This window comes from Comamonas sp. 7D-2 (assembly GCF_022749555.1).
GTDB lineage: Bacteria > Pseudomonadota > Gammaproteobacteria > Burkholderiales > Burkholderiaceae_C > Comamonas > Comamonas thiooxydans.
Genome location: NZ_CP094238.1, coordinates 1471055 through 1490413, shown reverse-complemented (window position 1 = coordinate 1490413; position 19359 = coordinate 1471055). Strand labels below are relative to the sequence as shown.

Below are 19359 nucleotides of genomic sequence, written 5' to 3'. Positions count from 1 at the left end.
TCTGCCCAGCCCATGCAAGCCCATTCCCTGTGCATTGCCATCGCCGACAAGCTGCGCGAGCGCATTCTGAGCCATCAGTTGCCGCCCGGATCGGACATCAACGACGGAGCACTGGCCCAGGAGTTTGGCGTGAGCCGCACTCCTGTGCGCGAGGCCATGAAGCTGCTGTGCCATGACGGACCGCTGAGCGCACAGCCCCGGCGCGGCATGAGCGTGACCTGCCTGAGTGCAGCCCAGGTGGCCGAGGCTCGCTTGCTGAGCAAGCCTGCTGGCTGGCCATCTGGCGCGGCAACGCCAGATGCAGACTGCCAGCACGCAGCTTTGCGAGCAGTTGCTGCGCGTGTCGCAGGCCCGGCTCCAACTCGCACTGGGTACACAGCCCACCATGCAGCCGACAAGCCAAGCGCCGATGCCTTCACCATTGCCTGCAGCCCTTTCACAATCCCCGCACTGCCACAGCGCCGGCAACGCAGAAGCCTCACGCTCGGCTCTGGCCTATTGAGACTACTAAAAGAATCCCCGAGACAATGACTCACCACCCTTACCGTAAACCCTTGCCCGGCACTGCGCTGCATTACTTCGACGCCCGGTCCGCTGTGGAAGCCATCCGCCCCGGCAGTTGGAGCACACTGCCCTATACCAGTCGCGTCCATGCCGAGAACCTGGTGCGGCGCAGCGATCCGGCCCACCTGACCGAGTACCTCAGGCAAATCGTTGAACGCAAGCGCGAACGCGATTTTCCCTGGTTCCCGGCCCGCGTGGTCTGCCATGACATCCTGGGCCAGACAGCGCTGGTCGACCTGGCCGGCCTGCGTGATGCGATTGCCGAGCAAGGTGGCGATCCGGCCGCTGTCAATCCCGTGGTGCCCGTGCAGCTGATCGTCGATCATTCGCTGGCCGTTGAGTGCGGTGGCTACGACCGCGAGGCCTTCGAGAAAAACCGCGCCATCGAAGACCGGCGCAATGAGGACCGCTTTCACTTCATCGACTGGTGCAAGCGAGCCTTCAAGAATGTGGAGGTGATTCCGCCAGGCAACGGAATCATGCACCAGATCAATCTGGAGCGCATGAGCCCTGTGATCCATGCTATCGATGGTGAAGCATTCCCAGATACTCTGGTAGGTACCGACAGCCACACACCACATGTCGATGCACTGGGAGTGATCGCCGTGGGCGTGGGTGGACTGGAAGCCGAGAACGTGATGCTGGGCCGCGCCTCGTGGATGCGCCTGCCCGAAATCATTGGCGTGCAACTCACTGGCAGGCGGCAGCCCGGCATCACTGCCACTGACATCGTGCTGGCTTTGACCCAATTCCTGCGTCAGCAAAAAGTGGTGGGAAGCTATCTGGAGTTCCATGGTGAAGGCGCGCGCAGCCTCTCCATCGGCGACCGCGCCACCATCTCGAACATGGCACCCGAATATGGAGCCACGGCGGCCATGTTCGCGATCGACGAGCAGACGATCGACTATCTGCGTCTGACGGGGCGCGAGCCTGAGCAGGTGCAATTGGTCGAGAACTACGCCAAACAGGTAGGTCTGTGGGCAGATAGCCTGGAAAGTGCCGAATACGAACGTACACTGAGCTTTGACCTGTCCGGAGTGGTGCGCAATATGGCCGGCCCTTCCAATCCACACGCCCGCCTGGCAACCAGCGAGCTTGCAGCAAGAGGCATTGCCGGTGAGTGGACGCAGGCCGAAGGGCAGATGCCCGATGGGGCCGTCATCATTGCAGCCATTACCAGCTGCACCAATACCAGCAACCCACGCAATGTGATCGCGGCCGGCCTGCTGGCGCGCAATGCGCGCAATCTGGGCCTGACCCGCAAGCCCTGGATCAAGACCTCTCTGGCCCCCGGCTCCAGGACCGTGCCCCTGTATCTGGAACAAGCCGGTCTGCTACATGACCTGGAAGCGCTGGGCTTTGGCGTGGTGGCCTTTGCCTGCACCACCTGCAACGGCATGAGCGGCGCTCTGGACCCTGTGATTCAACAAGAGATCATCGACCGCGACCTCTACACCACGGCCGTGCTCTCGGGCAACCGCAACTTCGATGGCCGCATCCACCCCTATGCCAGACAGGCCTTTCTCGCCTCGCCTCCGCTGGTCGTGGCCTATGCGATTGCGGGCACCATGCGCTTCGATATCGAGAACGATGTGCTGGGCGTCTTCCAGGGCCGCGAAATCCGCTTGAAGGACATCTGGCCCCGCGACGAGGAAATCGACGCCGTGGCCAAGGCTGCCGTCCAGCCCGAGCAGTTCCGCTCGGTCTACGAGCCCATGTTTGCCATCCGCGCAGACCAGGGCGAGAAGGTCGAGGCACTGTATGACTGGCGCCCGCAAAGCACCTATATCCGCCGCCCGCCCTACTGGGAGGGTGCGCTGGCCGCTAAGCGCACTTTGCGCGGCATGCGTCCTCTGGCCATCCTGCCCGACAACATCACCACCGACCACCTCTCGCCCTCCAACGCCATCCTGATGGACTCGGCCGCAGGCGAGTATCTGCACAAAATGGGTCTGCCCGAGGAGGACTTCAATTCCTATGCCACGCATCGCGGCGACCACCTGACCGCACAGCGCGCCACCTTTGCCAATCCCAAGCTCCTCAACGAAATGGTGGTGGACGACCAGGGCAAGGTGCGCCAGGGCTCTCTTGCTCGCGTCGAGCCCGAGGGACTGACCATGCGCATGTGGGAAGCCATAGAGACCTACATACAGCGCAAGCAACCGCTGATCATCATCGCCGGCGCCGACTACGGCCAGGGATCGAGCCGTGACTGGGCAGCCAAGGGCGTTCGCCTGGCCGGTGTGGAGGTCATCGTGGCTGAGGGCTTCGAGCGCATCCACCGCACCAATCTGATCGGCATGGGGGTGTTGCCGCTGGAGTTCCTGCCCGGCACGAGCCGCCACACACTGGGGTTGAATGGCACCGAGAGCTTTGATGTCATCGGCCAGCGTAGCCCCCAGGCCAAGCTTACACTTCATATCCACCGCACGACCGGCGCCCGCACCGAAGTGCCGGTACTGTGTCGCCTCGATACCGCGGAAGAGGTCTCGATTTACGAAGCCGGTGGCGTGCTGCAGCGCTTTGCCCAGGACTTCCTGGCGGGTAGCGCCACAGCCGATTCCGCGTCAACGGCTGAACTTGTGAGCTAAGGAGCAGCTATGAGCCAGGCACGCATGCTGATTGTCACCCAGCCCCAAAGCCCGGAACGTCATCGCCTGCGTGCCCGGATCAGCGCCTTGGGCCTTGATAAGGACCTGGGCGAGCGCATATTCTCTCCAGATAACTGGCACCAAACCTGGTGTGGCCCTTTTGACTCCGGGCAAGAGGCACTGCTCGCCTTGCTGGCCGCAGGCAATGCAGTGCAAGCGGCGCAGCTGAAGGCCTTCGAGCTCAGCTTCAACCGCATTCGCGGTGAGGAGGGCGAGCGCATTCACTGGTCTTTGCTAACCCGCGGACGTCCAGAGCCTTTCAACCAGCTGCTGACAACGCTGCAGACCGAGTTGAAATCCCACGGTTTCAAGGATGGCGGCCATCAACCGCATATCACCATCAGCTACAGAGCTCTACATGCCCTGCCCACTCGGCGTATCGATCCCGTCGACTGGCTGATCGATGAGATCCAGCTGGTCGAGCGAACCGGCACAGGCAAGCAGTTACGCTACCAGGTGCTGCATCGCTGGCCATTGGCTTCCGGCTCTCCGCCTCGTCCTCAACAGCTACATCTGTTTCACTGATTCAAGGCTCAAGCCCTGGCTTGAGCCTTGAATACCTTGTTTGTTTGCCATTCCATGTCCCTCACTTCGCAAATCCGCATTCCCGCCACCTATATGCGCGGAGGCACCAGCAAAGGTGTGTTCTTCGAGCTGCAGGATCTGCCCGAAGCGGCCCGGCAGCCCGGCCCTGTTCGCGACGCCATCTTTCTGCGCACTCTGGGTAGCCCCGACCCTTATGGCAAACAGATTGACGGCATGGGCAATGCATCATCCTCCACCAGCAAAGGCGTGATCCTCAGCCAGAGCACAAGCGCCGATCACGATGTGGACTATCTGTTCGGCCAGGTGTCCATCGATCAGCCTTTTGTGGACTGGAGCGGCAACTGCGGCAACCTGAGCGCTGCCGTCGGCCCCTGCGCCATTCACATGGGGCTGATTCCGGCCGAGCGCATTCCGCACAACGGCGTGGCCGTCATTCGCATCTGGCAGGCGAATATCGGCAAGACCATCATCAACCATGTGCAGATCCGCGATGGTCAGGTGCAGGAAACCGGGGACTTCGAACTTGACGGCGTGACCTTTGCCGCTGCCGAAGTGGCCCTGGAGTTCCTGGACCCCGCCGATGAGGGTGAGGACGGAGCTGCCATGTTTCCCACCGGCAATGTCAGCGACGAGCTGGATGTGCCCGGCGTCGGCCGCTTTTGCGCGACCCTCATCAATGCCGGCATTCCGACCATCTTTCTCGATGCCAGAGAGCTGGGCTATACCGGCTGCGAACTGCAGGATGCCATCAACAGCGATGGCTCCGCCCTGGCCAGGTTCGAAGCCATCCGCGCCCATGGCGCACTCAGGATGGGCCTGATCAAGGATCTGGGTGAAGCTGCCACACGCCAGCACACGCCCAAGATAGGCTTTGTGGCTCCCGCGCAAAGCTACACAGCCTCCAGCGGTAAAGCGATTGCCGCCAAGGATATCGATCTCGTGGTGCGGGCGCTTTCCATGGGCAAACTGCACCACGCCATGATGGGCACGGCAGCCGTCGCCATAGGCACGGCTGCCGCCATTCCAGGCACGCTGGTCAATCTGGCGGCGGGCGGCGGCGAGCGCCAGTCCGTACGCTTCGGCCATCCCAGCGGCACCCTGCGTGTGGGGGCCGAAGCCAGGAGCGACCAGGGTCAATGGCAGGTCACCAGGGCCTTGATGAGCCGCAGTGCCCGCATTCTGATGGAAGGCTGGGTACGGGTGCCGTGCGAAGTGCTGAAAGCCTGACACCGGGTATTGCCCTGCCGGGCGCCTGCCGCACGCAGGCCTGGGCAGGGTTCAAGCGCTCAAGATGACGCTTTCAATCCGGTGGCGGCCTTTGTTCTTGGCCGCATAGAGCTGCCGGTCCACGGCTTCGATAAAGCCGGCAGGTCGATCATGCTCTGCCGGCAGCACCGTGCCCGCACCAATGCTCATGGTGACCCGCCTGCCATGGGGCGACAGCGCATGCACGATGGACTGCTTCTGGATCAGGCGCTGGCAGCGCTCGGCCACTTTTTGCGCAGTTTCGGCATCGGCTTCGGGCAGCAGCACCACAAACTCCTCGCCACCGTAACGCGCCACCAGGTCACGCTGTCCGTCCAGCGCCAGGCTCAGGGTCTGGGCAATATCCACCAGACATTTGTCACCCTGGATATGACCGTATAAATCGTTGTATTGCTTGAAGAAGTCGACATCGAACAGCAGCATGGACAGGGGCTTGCCATCGCTGCGCGTGCGCTCCCATTCCTGCTCGAAGCTGGTATCGAAGCAGCGCCGGTTGGCAATGCTGGTCAGGCCATCCTTGAAGGAGAGCACTTCCAGCTCCTTCTGCAGACTCAGCAGCCTTTCCTCGGTCTTTTTGCGCTCGCTGATGTCGAACATGAAGCCGATCAGCGCTTCGGCCTCGCCTTGCGCATTGCGCACCACATGGACCACATCGCGAATCCAGACATAGCCGTTGTCCTTGGTCAGCGCGCGATAGTCAGCCTCATGGTCCACGCCGGCCTGGGACTGGCTCACGCAGAAATTCACCACATATTCGCGGTCCTCGGGGTGCATGCGCATGGCCCAGTCTTCGACACTGACCCAGCTTTCACGGCTCCAGCCAAGCAGGCTCTCGATCTGAGGGCCGATATAGGCGAACTTCATGGTCGCCCAGTCGATCTTCCAGGGAATGGCCTTGGTGGACTCCAGCAAGGTTCTATAGACCGCACTCTCGTTCTCAAGCTCGCTCACGTCGGACATAACCCGTCTCTCTCCCGATCTCAATCGATAAAACATCAGGCCCGGCTGTGGCACCAGCCTCGACCCGGCTCACCAGACAGCGGAGCCTGCAGTCTTTCACACCCAGAAAGCCCCAGGCACAGCCCAACCTCCGCTTGCTGGTGATTGTTGCGCCGGTTGCAGCAATTCACGCCATGCACTCGCGATATTGGCCGAAATCATACGTATGGCGGACCTCACGCTGCAACGCCGCTAAGCCTTCATGCGCCGCCACAGAGTGGCCCGGCTGATGCCGAGAATTTCACAGGCCTGGCGCTGATCACCCCCGACCGACTCCAGCACCTCGCGCAATCGCTTCTGTTCGGCAAGGCGACCCGCGTCCCTGAGCTGTGCCTGCCGGGCCGCGGCAGGCTCGGCCAGAGCCAGGCCGTCGGCGCACTCAGGGAAGACTTCAAGCAAACGCGCCATATCCAGAAGGCCGCCCCGGCCTGAGTCTAGATAGTCGCTGCAGGCCAGCAGGCGCTCCACCCAGTTGTCCAGTTCACGGACATTGCCGGGCCAGTCATGCGCCGCAGCCCTGGCCAGCAGTGCATCGAGCTGCTGCTCCACTCTGTCATGCAGTGCGCGGGGCAACTCGCTTGCAGCGTTCAGGCGCTGAGCCAGCATGGCGCGGCCCAGTTCCGCAACATCGGCGGCACCACGCATTTGCAGCGAAGGCGTGCTCAGGCGCAGCACCGCCAGCCGGTAGTAGAGATCGCGCCGGAACCGGCCACGCTCCACCTGATCCGCCAGATCCGCATGGGTGGCGGCAATCACGCGCACATCCACGGGAATCGGCGTGGTGGAACCTACGCGCAATACCTCGCGTTCCTGCAGCACGCGCAGCAGTCGCGATTGCAGCGCCAGCGGCATGTCGCCAATTTCATCGAGAAACAGGGTCCCGGTATGCGCGGCCTCGATCAGCCCGGTCTTGCCGCCGCGCCTGGCCCCGGTAAAAGCGCCTTCCTCGTAACCGAAAAGCTCGCTCTCCAGCAGGCTTTCACTGAGCGCCGCACAGTTGACGGCCAGAAATGGCTGTGCCGCACGCCGTCCTGCACTGTGGATACCCTGCGCCACCAGCTCCTTGCCGGTCCCGCTTTCACCCAGGATCAACACCGTCGCATCGCTGTTCGCGTACTGCCTGGCCAGCAGTCGCACGCGCTGTGCAGCGGGGCTGCTGCCCAGATAGTCCTCAATGCGCCAGCGTACACCGGCGGCTCTTTGCCGCTGATTGGCGCGCAGGCTGCGATCGGCCCGCTGGATGACGGCTGGATCGCGGCAGACCAGCAAAGCGCCGGTCACCAGCCCGTTCTCCACAATTGGCGCACGTCGCACCACCAGGGTACGCAAGGCCAGTTGCACCACCTCTTCTCCCCCCTCCTCACCCGCCAGTGCCCGGGCCGTGCCCAGGGCCGGAGCCACCTCCTCCAGCATGCGGCCGTGCAAGGCCTCGACCGGGGCACCGAGCAAAGCGGCCATGCGAGGGTTCAGCGCGCAAATACGGCCACGCTCGTCCACGGCCACCACACCGTCCTGCAACTGGTGCAACACGGTTTCCAGCCGTTGATGCCGGTCGCGCTCGGCACGTCGATGACGGGCCAGCAGCATGGCGTCGCTGAGTGCCTGACGCACCGAAATATCGGAATACAGCAACACGCTGGCCATGCCCGCCTGCTCTGCCAGATCGGCCACCAGGCCCGGCGCCACCACGGCACCAACGCCCGACGCCTTGAGTTTCTGCACGCAGGCCGGCGCGTCATGCGGACCTTGATAGGCGATCTGGACCAGACCCAGGCCGAACAGGCTGTCGAACTGGGCCACCACGGGCGACGGCACCTCGAAGTTGACCAGGCCCACGCGCGGAGCCTCTTCCGTGGTCTGCAACTTGGCCTGGCGCAGCGCCTGCAGCAAATCCAGGCCACGTACTTCTACCATGGCCAGCGGAATGTCCACGCGCTCTCGAATCCAGGCTCCACTGGCTCCCGCCCCCACCAGGGCATCGATGGGCTGGCGCAGATTGAGCGCCTGCACCTGGGCCACCGCATCATCGAAGGAGGCCGAGATATGCGAGAACCTGGCCTCACCCGACCAGGGCTGTGCCAGCCGCTCCAGCACCCGCCCCACACGGTAGCGGCCTACGGTGACGATGTGCGGCAAATGCGGCTGGCCGGCTGCTGGCATCCGTTTGATGCCATCGTTCGATATCGCATCTATTTCACTCATGAAAACAATTATTTCATCAATGAAATACAAACAATACACCGCTACCGGCAGCTAGTCCACAGAATCACAAAAACCCCAATGATTTCAAACACTTGATATTCAGAGGGTTTTCCCCAAATTCGCCTGGCACAGTGCTTGCGGTATCGGGCCATACCAATAGGGATTTGGATCCAGGAGATATCCATGTTTTTGAACCGTCGCAATCTTGTTGCCCAGGCCTTGACTCTTTCCGTGCTGGGCACAGCCGGCCTGGCCCAGGCCGCCGACTGGCCCACGCGTCCGATTCGCCTCGTTGTGCCGTTTTCCGCAGGCGGCGCCAATGACTTGATGGCCAGATCGGCGGCCGAAGGCGCCTCCAAGATCCTTGGCCAGCCCGTGGTGATCGACAATCGTCCTGGCGCGGGTGGCACCGTAGGTGCCGATATCGTGGCCAAGGCCCAGCCCGATGGCTACACCCTGCTGGTCAGCGCGGCCGGCGTCATCTCCAACAGCATGATCAAGAAGACCATGCCTTTCAAGGACGATGCTCTGCAGCCCGTGGTGATGATTGGCCTCGCACCTTCGGTGATCGTGGTGCCCAAGAACGCGCCCTATAACAATCTGCGCGACTTCGTCGAAGCCTCCAAGAAGGGCGCCGGCTTCAACTTTGCCACCGCCGGCACGGGCAGCACGCCGCACTTCGTGGCCGAGATGCTGAATGTGAAATACGGCGCCAAGCTGCAGCCCGTGCCCTACAAGAGCGGTTCGGAGAGCACCACGGCCGTGCTCGGCGGCCAGGTCGAAGGCACTTCAGAAGCCAGCATCATCGCGCTGCCGCACATCATTCACGAGGGCAAGTTCAAACCTCTGGCCACGACCTGGACCCAGCGCATCTCGGCCTACCCCCAGCTCTCCACTGCCGTGGAGCAAGGCTTTGCCGATCTGCAGATCGCGCATTGGGCCGGCATTCATGCCCCCAAGGGCACGCCACCCTCCATTCTGGACAAGCTGGCAGCCGCCGTGGACAAGGCCATGAAGGAACCTGCCACCGTAGAGAAGCTCAAGGGGCTGGGCATCGAGCCGGTCGGCGGCACACGTGCGGAATTCGTGAAATTTGCCGATGCCGAGCGCAAGCGCCTGGGCGAGATCGTCAAGGCAGCTCATATGCAGGAAAAGTGAGTTTCACAAAAAACATAGCATCCAGCGTATGCCCTATATACGCTGGATCCTTAAAAGAATACTGAGACCTGATTCATGATTTCCCGTAGAAACGCCTTGCTCCGCGCCACTGCCTGCGCCGCCGCCGCTACCGCCTTGCTGGGCGGCGCCTCTGCAGCCCTGGCCCAGGGCTCTGAAGCCTGGCCCACCCGCACCGTCAAGCTCATCGTGCCCTATGCGGCAGGCGGCTATGCCGATACCCGCGCACGCCTGATTGCCGACTCGCTGGGCAAGGTGCTGGGCCAGCCCGTGATCATCGACAACCGCGGCGGTGCCGGCGGCGTGACGGGCACGGATGCCATCGCCAAGGCCAACGACGGTCACACCTTCGGCTTCGGCTCGCCCGGCCCCCTGGTCACCAACCCCATGCTGATGAAGAAGATGCCTTATGACGCCAAGACGGCGTTCAAGCCCATCATCCTCATCGAGCAGGCCCCCCTGTTTCTGACCACCGCTCCCAACCAGCCCTTCAAGAGCGTGCAGCAACTGCTGGCCCATGCCAAGGCCAAGCCCGGCGATCTGACCTATGGCTCCTCGGGCGTGGGCGGTGCCCACCATCTGTCGGGCGAACTGCTGGCCTATCAGACCCAGACCCAGCTGACCCATGTGCCCTACAAGGGAGGCTCGCTGGCGGCCACCGACCTCATGGGCGGCCATCTGGCCATGATGTTCGAGATGGGCTACTCGGCTCTGCCCTCCATCAAGGCCAAAAAGATCAATGCCCTGGCCGTCTCCAGCAAGACCCGTCTGGCCGTGCTGCCCGAGGTGCCCACGCTGGACGAAGCCGGGGTCAAGGGCTTCGAGTCGTACAACTGGCTGGGCATGATTGCGCCGGCCGGCACGCCCGACGCTGTGGTGGTCAAGCTCAACCAGGCCGTCAACGAAGCGCTCAAGAACGACAAGTCTCTGCGCCAGATGATCGAAAGCAGCGGCGGCCAGATCATGGGCGGCACGCCCCAGGCCTATGGCAAATATCTTGAAGCCGAGCGCGCCAAGTGGGGGCCCGTGATCAAGAACGCGAATATTTCGCTGGACTGATTCCCCCCGAGCCGCTTCGCAGCCTTGGGCGCGGGGCAGCTGCTGCCAGGCAGCGCCCTGCCTCGTCAAGGCTGACAGCCGGCCGCGCAGGGCAGATAAGCATCAGAGTCTTTTTTATCAAGAAATCCCATGAACCCCAAACAACAACTCAAAGCCCTGGCCGATGCCCGCCGCGGCGTCATCGTGCCCGGTGCATTCAACGCCATGTCGGCGCGGCTGATCGCCGATCTGGGCTTTGAAGCCATCTATGTGACCGGTGCCGGCGTGACCAATATGTGGTTCGGCATGCCCGACCAGGGTTTCATGGGTCTCAGCGATATCGCCGACCATACGGCCCGCATCCGCGACGCCGTGGAAGTGCCGCTGCTGGTCGATGCCGACACCGGCTTCGGCAACGCCGTCAACACCTACCACGCCGTGCGCACTCTGGAGCGTGCCGGCGCCGACTGCATTCAGCTCGAGGACCAGGTCAGCCCCAAGCGCTGCGGCCACTTCAATGGCAAGGCCGTGATCGAAACCGGCGAAATGCTGGGCAAGATCAAGGCCGCCGTCGATGCGCGCCGCGACAGCGGCACTCTCATCATGGCTCGTACCGACGCGGCCGCCGTCCACGGCTTCGAAGCCGCCATCGAGCGTGCCCAGCAGTTTCAGGAAGCCGGCGCCGACATCCTGTTTGTCGAGGCCGTCACCCAGGCCGAAGAAGTGCGCACCCTGCCGCAGCGCCTGCAAGCCCCACAGCTCATGAATATGGTCATCGGTGGCAAGACCCCCATCTTCAACGCCGACGAACTGGGCGAGCTGGGCTATGGCTTTGTGCTCTACGCCAATGCCGCACTTCAAGGCGCTGTGGCCGGCATGCAAAAGTGCCTGACCCTGCTGCGCGACGATCACAAGGTCGATGAAGACCCCGCCATCGTCGCACCTTTCCTTGAGCGCCAGCGGCTGGTGAACAAGGATTTCTGGGATGGTCTGGAGCAAAAGTACCAGTAATCCGGTCTCCGGACCCTGCGCCTGAATCGCGTGCAACCTTGATACATCAGGCGCCGCACGCCATGTTTTCAGGTCGGTGTGACCATGGCCGGCAGCATTACCCCCTGGCTACGGCCCCGAAACCGGATGCACAGGGAGCTCTGGGCATCATCCTCTAATGCAGCGTGGCTCCATCCAGCGCCAGCCTGACCCGCATCAAGGCATGCCGAAGTTTTTCGAGCGGCACCGAACCCAAGGCCAGCCGCAGTGCTTGCGGCACTTGCACGCCAGTGGCAAAGGGTTCGGCCGTTGACACGGAAATTCCTGCCGTCTGCAGCGCCATCGCGACCTGATCAGCCCTCAGGTCATCCGGCATGGGGAGCCAGACAAAATACGAATTGAGGTGGCGCATACAGGGCAGCCCTTTGAAGACCTGCGTCACCTGTTTCTGACGCATCTGGGCATCCTCTCGCTTCTGAGCTTCCAGCCTGGCAACCGTCCCGTCTCTCAGCCAATTCACAACCATGGCGGTCATGACGCCGGGGGTGTTCCAGGTCGTTGCACGGATAGCTCGTTCTATCCGAGATATCCAGGCCGCCGGCGCAGCCACAAAGCCCACCCGCAAACCCGTGGCGACACTCTTGGAAAAGCCTGAGACATATACCGTGGACTCAGGCAGCAGTGCGGCCATGGGCAGTGGTGCATCCGGAGCAAGAAACGCATACGCGGCATCTTCGATCAGCAACAGGCCATGGCGACGGATCAACGCTGCAAATGCATGACGTCGGTTGATGCTCATCACCCATCCAAGCGGGTTATGGAGAGTCGGCATTGCATAGACCGCGCGTACCTTGCGGCGTCGGCACAGCAGCTCCAGCGCATCGAGGTCCGGCCCCGAACCAGCTGCCGGAATGGCAATCAGCTCAAGCCTCAGCTGTTGCGCCAGCACCTTGAAGCCCGGGTAGCTCAAAGCATCAACAGCCACTACATCGCCAGGTTGCAGCAATGCCATGGCCGTGCTTGCGAGTCCATGCTGCGCTCCATCCACGATAAGCACCTGTTCGGCAGGAACCGTCAGCCTACGGTTTTCAAGGTATAGGGCGATAGCCGCTCGCTCATGGGCCCGGCCTCCGTGCGGCTGATAGCGCAGCAGTGCCTCCAAATCTCCGCTGGCGGCAAGCTGACGCAATGCAAAGCGCAGCAACTCGGCTTGACCAGGAAGGGCAGGAGCGTTGAAGTTCAGGTCCAGCATGCCTATCGCAGTGGCATGCTGGTCGATACCGAGGCCAGGTGGCAGCGCTGCTTCGCGCACAAAAGTTCCTCGCCCCGTCTCGCCGCTGACCAGGCCCATGGCCTGCAGCTCGGCATAGACACGAGTCGCCGTGACCAGTGTCAGTCCCTCCCGGGATGCCAGTTGCCGGTGGGTGGGCAGGCGTGTGCCTGGTGCCAGTCGGCCTTCGCGAATTTCCGAGGCTAGCTGGTCCACTAGCTGCTTGTATCGGGCAATCGGCATATAGAACCTGTATCCATGACAATTATTTGAGTGTATTGAATCTCATCTCTAGCATGAGCATTGATACAAGTTCACATCCGGAACATCCCAATGCATATCGCAATCCTGACTTTCGAAGGCTTTAACGAGCTCGACTCACTCATTTCTCTAGGCATACTCAACCGCATCAAGCGACCCGGTTGGCGGGTGTCGATCGCATGCCCGAGCGCACGCGTCAGGTCAATGAACGGGGTGGTCATCGAAGCCCAGGCCACTCTGGAGGATGCGGGCGCTGCAGATGCGGTCATCGTGGGCAGTGGAATGCAAACGCGTGAGGTCGCGCGCAATGCCGACCTCATGTCAAGGCTCAGGCTGGACCCTTCACGGCAACTGATTGCTGCACAGTGCTCCGGCACGCTGATACTGGCCAAACTCGGCTTGCTGAATGGCGTGATGGCATGTACCGACCTGACAACCAGGCCCTGGGTTGAAGAGGCCGGCGTTCGCGTGCTGGAGCAGCCATTCTTCGCAAACGGCAACGTGGCTACCGCAGGAGGCTGCCTGGCAGCGCAATACCTTGCCGCCTGGCTTATTGCCCGTGCCGAGGGGATCGAGGCCGCCAGGAGTGCATTGCATTACGTGGCCCCTGTGGGTGAAAAAGATGTTTATATGGCCCGGGCCATCGCCAATATCTCGCCTTACCTGCCTGACTTGCTGCATCAGCGCGATCGCTGAAGCGCGCTGAAGACCTCAGACGACTCGAACGCTGCCGGTCGTCGGTCCCGGTAAAGCCTCCGAGCCCGGACTCTTTGCACATTCCGGATTGTTCGCTTGCACAAAATCGCTGATGTCCTCAGCTCGAGAATACCCTGGCAGTCAAGACGATCCTCATTCTGGCTACTGCAGGCAAAGCACAGCAGGCATGGCTGCAGCACGGCTCTGGCAATGGCTCAGGCCGCCTTCCAGCCTTGCAGCATCAAATCCAGCGCCTGCAAGGCCTCGTTCAGGCGCTCGGGTGGAGCGCCCTCCTCGGCAATCCAGAAAGCCGCTTCGATCAGGCAGCCGTTGAGCAACCTTGCCAGCGCCGGTGCACTGGCGCTCACGATGACGCCCTCGTCGATGAGCTGCTGCAAAAAACCGGCGATAAAAGCAATGCATTGCTGGTGCTGCTGCCCCTGGTCGGTGCCGGTGAGCACGGAGCGTGCATCCTGCAACACAATGCGGCGAATTTCAGCCTCCTGCGCCATGGCCAAATAGGCGCGGCAATAGGCAAGAAAGCCTTCCCATGGATCGTCATGGCCCCGCAGCACTAGCTCCAGCCGCTGGTCCATTTCTTCATCCATCTGGGCCACCACGGCAGCCAGCAGGCCGGGCTTGCCACCAAAGTGGTGATAGAGCGCGCCGCGCGTCAAACCGGCCTGCGCAGTCAACTCGTCCATGGCGGCCTGGGCGTAGCCATGCTGGGCGAAAGCGCTGCGCGCAGCACTGATCAGCTTGGCCCGTGTGGCTTCGATCATGCTGGCACGACTCTGGCGAACTTGGGTCACTGCGAACTCCCGGCAATATTCACATACAAAGCGTATGCCAATCATACGCGCTACATCCCAAGCTCCTAGAATGTCACTCGCATACACGATGTATGCAAGTGAATCTATTCAAGGGTTTCCATGTTGAATGCTTACCGCAAGCTGTTTACGGCGCCGGGCAGCACGGGCTTTGTGCTGGCCGGGCTGCTGGCGCGGCTGCCGCTGTCGATGACGGGGATTGGCTTGATCACCATGCTGTCGCAGCAGCGCGGCGCCTATACGCTGGCAGGCATGGTGTCGGCCTGTTTCGCGCTGTCGATTGCCGTTCTGGCACCGCGCATCTCGGCGCTGGTTGACCGTTACGGCCAGTTCAGGGTGCTGCCGTTTGCGGCCGCCAGCAGTGCGCTGTCGATGCTGGCCTTGCTGGCCTGCGCCCACTGGCAGGGGCCGGACTGGCTGCTGCTGGCACTGGCCGCTGCCGTCGGCAGTCTGCCCAGCATGCCGGCCATGGTCCGCGCCCGCTGGACGGCGATCTACAGTGGAACGCCTCAGTTGCAGACCGCGTTTGCACTGGAAGGCGTGCTCGACGATCTGGCCTTTATCGTCGGCCCGCCGCTATCGGTGGGCCTGAGCATGCTGCTATTCCCAGAGGCCGGTCCGCTGGCAGCAGCGCTGTTCCTCATCATCGGCGTAGGCCTGTTTGTGGTGCAACGCCGTACCGAACCACCTGTCAGCCCCCATACCAGCTCGGAAAAAGGCAGGGCTTCGTCGATGCTGCGCCAGCCCGTGGTGCGCACGCTGGCGCTGTTCATGCTGGCACAAGGCGTCATCGTGGGCGTGATCGATGTGGCCAGCGTAGCCTTCGCCACGGCTCAGGGCCAGCCCGGCATGGCCAGTGTGGTACTGTCCTTCTATGCGCTGGGCTCCTGCGCCATGGGCTTGCTGTTTGGCACGCTGCGCCTGCAGATGCCGCTCAGCCGCCAGATCGTCTGGGTCGGGGCATCGGTCGCCATCTCCGCCCTGCCCCTGTTGCTGGCCAGCAATCTGACCGCACTGACGCTGGCCGTGCTGCTGGCAGGCATTACCTTTGGCCCGACGATTACCGTGGCCATGAGTCTGGTGGAGCAGCAGGTACAAGCAAACCGACTGACCGAGGGCATGACCTGGCTGCTGACTGGCCTCGCCAGCGGTGTGGCCCTGGGCGCTGCCGCTGCCGGCTGGCTGATCGACCACTGGGGCGCACAGCAATCGTTTGTGCTGACGCTACTGGCGGGCGGCGCCATGTGGCTGTGGGGCGTGCAAGCCGGACGGCAAGCCGACCGTGCATCCGCACCGGGCATGACGGCCATCAACATGTGAGTCAGCCGCTATTGCTTATTCAGCCGTCGGCTGCCGCTCTTCTCAAGAGTCGTCCTGCGCGGATGCGGCAGCCGGCAGAGCCAGACCAGGTGCTCGTGCCAGCGCAATAAAGGCCTGCAGATAGTCGGTATGCAACTCTGCCTCGCGCGCGCCGAGGTAGATTTGCTTGGCTATGCCCTTGCTGCCCAGCTTCACGGGTACGACTGCCATCTTTTCGGCATATTCCAGAGCCAGCCAGCGCGGCAGGGCCGCGACACCCCGGCCGCTGGCGACCATCTGCATCATGATGTCGGTGGTCTCTATGGTTTTGTGGCGCCTGGGCGCAATGCCTTTGGGCAGCAAAAACTGGGTATAGATATCAAGCCGGTCTACGGCCACGGGATAGGTAATCAGCACCTCGCGAGACAGATCATCGGGCTTGACATGGTCGACCTGGGCCAAGGCGTGATCCGCAGCCACGACCAGCACCTGCTCATAGTCAAAGACGGGCTCGAAGTGCAGACCCGGCTTGAACAGCGGATCGGGCGTAACCAGCATGTCGATCTCATAGCCGAACAGCGCACCGATACCGCCAAACTGAAACTTCTGCTTCACGTCCACATCCACGTCGGGCCAGGCGGCCAGATATGGGGAGACGATTTTCAGCAGCCACTGGTAGCAGGGATGACATTCCATGCCGATGCGCAAGCTGCCGCGCTCTCCGAGAGCAAATTGCTGCAAACGCGACTCGGCCAGATCCAGCTGAGGCAGCACGCGGTTGGCCACTGCCAGCAGGTATTGACCCGCCTGCGTCAGGCGCAGGCTGCGCCCTTCACGCAACCAGACATCGGTGCCGAGTTGGGCTTCCAGCTTTCTCATGCTGTGGCTCAGGGCGGACTGGGTGACGCACAGCACATCAGCTGCCGCAGTCAAAGAGCCTTGTTTTTCAACCTCTTGCACGATGGCGAGATGGATACGCTCAATCATCTGTGAACACAATTCATGGATACATGAGAAACAACCATTTTACTTCATGCATCGATTCCAGGAACATCCAGTCCGCTGACCCAAGCCACTCTGGCCATGGGCCGAAGATCACAAGACTGGATTTCTGCATGACGACTATTCACAACCTGGGCTTTCCTCGCATCGGCGCAAAGCGCGAACTGAAGTTCGCGCTGGAGTCCTACTGGAGAGGTGAATCCTCGCGCGATGCGCTCAAGGCGCTGGGCGCCGAGCTGCGCCAACGCCACTGGACCGCGCAGCAAGAGCTGGACTGGGTGCCCGTGGGTGACTTCGCGTTCTACGACCAAGTACTGGACATGAGCTTTACGCTGGGCAATCTGCCCGAACGGGTGCAAGACTTCGAAGGCGATGCGCTGGACAACTACTTTCGCGTGGCCCGTGGCCGTTCGGCGGTCACAACCGAATCCCGTAGCACCGGCCACACCCACTGCTGCGCTGGCGTCGCCGCGGGCGAGATGACCAAATGGTTTGACACCAACTACCACTACATCGTGCCCGAGTTCAGCTCGACCACCGAATTCAAGCTCGATGCATCGCGCCTGCTGGAACAACTGGCCGAAGCCAGGACACAAGGCATACAGGCCAAGCCCGTCCTCATAGGCCCCGTCACCTATCTGGCGCTGGGCAAGGCCAAGGACGGCGCCAGCAAGCTAGAGCTGCTGCAGCAGCTGCTGCCCGTCTATGCGCAACTACTGGATGCGCTGGCGACCCAGGGTGTGGAATGGGTACAGATTGACGAACCCATCCTGGTCACCGAACTCGATGCCGACTGGCAACATGCGTTCAACACTGCTTACCACCACCTCAAGAGCTGCAGGGTCAAGCTGCTGCTGGCGACCTATTTCGGCCAGTTGGCCGAAAACAAATATCTGGCAGCAAACCTGCCCGTAGCCGGCCTGCACATCGATGCCATCAACGGCCAGGACGATGTGCAACAGCTGCTGGGGCTGCTGCCCGCGCACAAGGTACTGTCGCTGGGCGTGATCAACGGCCGCAATATCTGGAAAACCGATCTGGCTGCCGTGCTGGACTGGTTGGAGCCGCTGGCAGAGCGCCTAGGCGACCGTCTCTGGATTGCGCCATCCTGCTCCTTGCTACATGTACCCGTGGATCTGAACAGCGAACAAAAGCTGGATGCTGACATCAAATCCTGGCTGGCCTATGCTCTGCAGAAACTGGATGAGCTGCGCGTGCTGGGCAAGGCTTTGCGCCATGGCCGAGATTGCGTCAAGGCCGAACTGGCCGACAACGCTTCAGCTCTGGCTGCACGCCGCACATCGCCTCGCGTCCACAACCCCGTGGTGCAAGCTGCGGTCAAGCAGATCAGCGCCGGGCTGGGCCAGCGCCAGAGCAGATATGAAGCACGCGCCCCCAAGCAAGCCCGCTTGCTCAAGCTGCCAGCCTTCCCGACCACCACTATCGGCTCTTTCCCACAGACGGCAGAGATCCGCCAGGCACGCAGCGAATTCAAGGCCGGTCGCCTGGATTTCGCCCGCTACCAAGGCGCCATGCGCGCCGAGATCGAACGCTGCGTGCAAGAGCAGGAGGCTCTGGGGCTGGACGTGCTCGTGCATGGCGAGGCCGAGCGCAACGATATGGTCGAATATTTTGGCGAGCAACTCGACGGCTATGCCTTCAGCCAGTTCGGCTGGGTGCAGTCCTATGGCTCACGCTGCGTCAAGCCGCCCATTCTGTTCGGCGACATCAGCCGCCCCAAGGCGATGACAACGGAATGGATCCAGTACGCCCAGTCCTTGACCCGCAAACCCATGAAAGGAATGCTGACAGGCCCGGTCACCATCCTGAACTGGTCATTCGTGCGCGATGACCAGCCGCGCGCCACATCCTGCTATCAGCTGGCTCTGGCGATTCGCGCAGAAGTGCTGGATCTGGAAAGAGCCGGCGTGCGCGTGATCCAGATCGACGAAGCTGCATTGCGCGAGGGTTTGCCATTGCGCCAATCACAATGGAAGGAATATCTGCACTGGGCCGTGGAGTCCTTCCGCATCAGCGCCAATGGCGTTGCCGATGAAACCCAGATTCACACCCATATGTGCTATTCGCAGTTCAACGACATCATTGCTTCGATTGCAGCCATGGACGCCGATGTGATCACCATAGAGACTTCGCGCTCGGACATGGAGTTGCTGGAGGCCTTCGAGCACTTCGATTACCCCAATGAGATCGGTCCGGGCGTCTATGACATCCACTCTCCCAACATTCCCACCAAGGCAGGCATCGTGGAGCTCATGCAAAAAGCCGCAAAACGCATTCCCACGGAACGCCTTTGGGTCAACCCTGACTGCGGTCTCAAGACACGTCAGTGGGCCGAAGTGATTCCGGCGCTGCAACATATGGTGGAAGCCGCCAAGACATTGCGTCAGAGCGTGAAGCTGGCCGAGCCCGCCTGAACGCGGGCATCGCTCCCGTCTTCTCCGACTCGCCCAGGGCGTTGCCCTGGGCTTTTGCATAGCGAAAGGACATGGCCTGCAGCAGGCCTGAGTTGCATAGGGCGATGCAGATGCGGCGCCCACCTTCAGGATTT

The 19359-nt window shown here is 62.0% G+C and carries 15 protein-coding genes; 10 read left to right on the top strand and 5 right to left on the bottom strand.

Annotated features, from left to right (window positions below):
• Window positions 1–12: 12 nt before the first annotated feature.
• From MPZ60_RS06745 to prpF, 4 genes are read left to right on the top strand one after another with little or no spacing between them, the layout of a single operon-like run.
• Entirely contained in the window at window positions 13–531 is a 519-nt protein-coding gene (locus MPZ60_RS06745) for a GntR family transcriptional regulator (protein ID WP_242881907.1), read from the top strand.
• Window positions 528–3155, top strand: a complete 2628-nt coding sequence (gene acnD, locus MPZ60_RS06740) for a Fe/S-dependent 2-methylisocitrate dehydratase AcnD (protein ID WP_034360155.1) — start codon at window positions 528–530, stop codon at window positions 3153–3155. The genes MPZ60_RS06745 and acnD overlap by 4 nt, the downstream gene beginning before the upstream one ends.
• 9 nt (window positions 3156–3164) lie before the next feature.
• Entirely contained in the window at window positions 3165–3740 is a 576-nt protein-coding gene (locus MPZ60_RS06735; RefSeq protein ID WP_034360153.1) for a 2'-5' RNA ligase family protein, read from the top strand.
• A gap of 54 nt (window positions 3741–3794) precedes the next feature.
• The gene (prpF, locus tag MPZ60_RS06730) at window positions 3795–4988 is read left to right on the top strand and encodes a 2-methylaconitate cis-trans isomerase PrpF (protein WP_034360151.1); all 1194 of its coding nucleotides are present in this window, start codon (window positions 3795–3797) and stop codon (window positions 4986–4988) included.
• Window positions 4989–5039: 51 nt separating this feature from the next.
• Here the strand turns inward: prpF and MPZ60_RS06725 are convergent, their stop codons facing one another.
• Together MPZ60_RS06725 and prpR are read right to left on the bottom strand one after the other, a co-directional pair.
• Window positions 5040–5987 (bottom strand): sensor domain-containing diguanylate cyclase, encoded by a 948-nt coding sequence (locus MPZ60_RS06725; RefSeq protein ID WP_034360149.1) that lies wholly within the window; start codon window positions 5985–5987, stop codon window positions 5040–5042.
• A 231-nt stretch (window positions 5988–6218) separates the two neighbouring features.
• Window positions 6219–8228 carry a propionate catabolism operon regulatory protein PrpR gene (gene prpR, locus MPZ60_RS06720; RefSeq protein ID WP_034360147.1) on the bottom strand — a complete coding sequence of 670 codons (2010 nt, stop codon included), beginning with the start codon at window positions 8226–8228 and terminating at the stop codon, window positions 6219–6221.
• A 183-nt stretch (window positions 8229–8411) separates the two neighbouring features.
• On the opposite strand from prpR, the gene MPZ60_RS06715 reads away from it, so the two are divergent.
• The 3 genes from MPZ60_RS06715 to MPZ60_RS06705 all read left to right on the top strand — a co-directional run bounded on the left by MPZ60_RS06715 (window position 8412) and on the right by MPZ60_RS06705 (window position 11453).
• Window positions 8412–9386, top strand: coding sequence for a tripartite tricarboxylate transporter substrate binding protein (locus MPZ60_RS06715; protein WP_034360145.1), 975 nt, complete (start codon window positions 8412–8414; stop codon window positions 9384–9386).
• A 75-nt stretch (window positions 9387–9461) separates the two neighbouring features.
• Window positions 9462–10463: a tripartite tricarboxylate transporter substrate binding protein gene (locus tag MPZ60_RS06710; protein WP_034360143.1), complete on the top strand. Its 1002-nt coding sequence runs from the start codon at window positions 9462–9464 to the stop codon at window positions 10461–10463.
• Window positions 10464–10592: 129 nt separating this feature from the next.
• Window positions 10593–11453, top strand: coding sequence for an oxaloacetate decarboxylase (locus MPZ60_RS06705; RefSeq protein ID WP_034360141.1), 861 nt, complete (start codon window positions 10593–10595; stop codon window positions 11451–11453).
• Window positions 11454–11607: 154 nt separating this feature from the next.
• On the opposite strand, the gene MPZ60_RS06700 is transcribed toward MPZ60_RS06705, so the two are convergent.
• Window positions 11608–12945: a PLP-dependent aminotransferase family protein gene (locus tag MPZ60_RS06700; RefSeq protein WP_034360139.1), complete on the bottom strand. Its 1338-nt coding sequence runs from the start codon at window positions 12943–12945 to the stop codon at window positions 11608–11610.
• A gap of 90 nt (window positions 12946–13035) precedes the next feature.
• Here MPZ60_RS06700 and MPZ60_RS06695 point away from each other — a divergent pair, with 90 nt between their 5' ends.
• Window positions 13036–13659, top strand: coding sequence for a DJ-1/PfpI family protein (locus MPZ60_RS06695; RefSeq protein WP_034360510.1), 624 nt, complete (start codon window positions 13036–13038; stop codon window positions 13657–13659).
• Between the two features lie 215 nt (window positions 13660–13874).
• On the opposite strand, the gene MPZ60_RS06690 is transcribed toward MPZ60_RS06695, so the two are convergent.
• Window positions 13875–14441, bottom strand: a complete 567-nt coding sequence (locus MPZ60_RS06690; RefSeq protein ID WP_034360137.1) for a TetR/AcrR family transcriptional regulator — start codon at window positions 14439–14441, stop codon at window positions 13875–13877.
• 150 nt (window positions 14442–14591) lie between these two features.
• Between MPZ60_RS06690 and MPZ60_RS06685 the strand changes: the two genes are divergently transcribed.
• A complete protein-coding gene (locus MPZ60_RS06685) occupies window positions 14592–15809 on the top strand; it encodes an MFS transporter (RefSeq protein WP_034360135.1) in 1218 nt (405 codons plus the stop codon).
• A gap of 42 nt (window positions 15810–15851) precedes the next feature.
• Here MPZ60_RS06685 and MPZ60_RS06680 read toward each other — a convergent pair whose 3' ends face one another.
• Entirely contained in the window at window positions 15852–16775 is a 924-nt protein-coding gene (locus MPZ60_RS06680) for a LysR family transcriptional regulator (RefSeq protein ID WP_034360133.1), read from the bottom strand.
• Between the two features lie 128 nt (window positions 16776–16903).
• On the opposite strand from MPZ60_RS06680, the gene metE reads away from it, so the two are divergent.
• Window positions 16904–19225 (top strand): 5-methyltetrahydropteroyltriglutamate--homocysteine S-methyltransferase, encoded by a 2322-nt coding sequence (gene metE, locus MPZ60_RS06675; RefSeq protein WP_034360131.1) that lies wholly within the window; start codon window positions 16904–16906, stop codon window positions 19223–19225.
• Window positions 19226–19359: the final 134 nt, after the last annotated feature.

Coding starts and splice junctions, on each gene's coding strand:
- MPZ60_RS06745 (WP_242881907.1), top strand. CDS start 13: ATGCAAGCCCATTCCCTGTGCATTGCCATCGCCGACAAGCTGCGCGAG.
- acnD (WP_034360155.1), top strand. CDS start 528: ATGACTCACCACCCTTACCGTAAACCCTTGCCCGGCACTGCGCTGCAT.
- MPZ60_RS06735 (WP_034360153.1), top strand. CDS start 3,165: ATGAGCCAGGCACGCATGCTGATTGTCACCCAGCCCCAAAGCCCGGAA.
- prpF (WP_034360151.1), top strand. CDS start 3,795: ATGTCCCTCACTTCGCAAATCCGCATTCCCGCCACCTATATGCGCGGA.
- MPZ60_RS06725 (WP_034360149.1), bottom strand. CDS start 5,987: ATGTCCGACGTGAGCGAGCTTGAGAACGAGAGTGCGGTCTATAGAACC.
- prpR (WP_034360147.1), bottom strand. CDS start 8,228: ATGAGTGAAATAGATGCGATATCGAACGATGGCATCAAACGGATGCCA.
- MPZ60_RS06715 (WP_034360145.1), top strand. CDS start 8,412: ATGTTTTTGAACCGTCGCAATCTTGTTGCCCAGGCCTTGACTCTTTCC.
- MPZ60_RS06710 (WP_034360143.1), top strand. CDS start 9,462: ATGATTTCCCGTAGAAACGCCTTGCTCCGCGCCACTGCCTGCGCCGCC.
- MPZ60_RS06705 (WP_034360141.1), top strand. CDS start 10,593: ATGAACCCCAAACAACAACTCAAAGCCCTGGCCGATGCCCGCCGCGGC.
- MPZ60_RS06700 (WP_034360139.1), bottom strand. CDS start 12,945: ATGCCGATTGCCCGATACAAGCAGCTAGTGGACCAGCTAGCCTCGGAA.
- MPZ60_RS06695 (WP_034360510.1), top strand. CDS start 13,036: ATGCATATCGCAATCCTGACTTTCGAAGGCTTTAACGAGCTCGACTCA.
- MPZ60_RS06690 (WP_034360137.1), bottom strand. CDS start 14,441: ATGATCGAAGCCACACGGGCCAAGCTGATCAGTGCTGCGCGCAGCGCT.
- MPZ60_RS06685 (WP_034360135.1), top strand. CDS start 14,592: ATGTTGAATGCTTACCGCAAGCTGTTTACGGCGCCGGGCAGCACGGGC.
- MPZ60_RS06680 (WP_034360133.1), bottom strand. CDS start 16,775: ATGATTGAGCGTATCCATCTCGCCATCGTGCAAGAGGTTGAAAAACAA.
- metE (WP_034360131.1), top strand. CDS start 16,904: ATGACGACTATTCACAACCTGGGCTTTCCTCGCATCGGCGCAAAGCGC.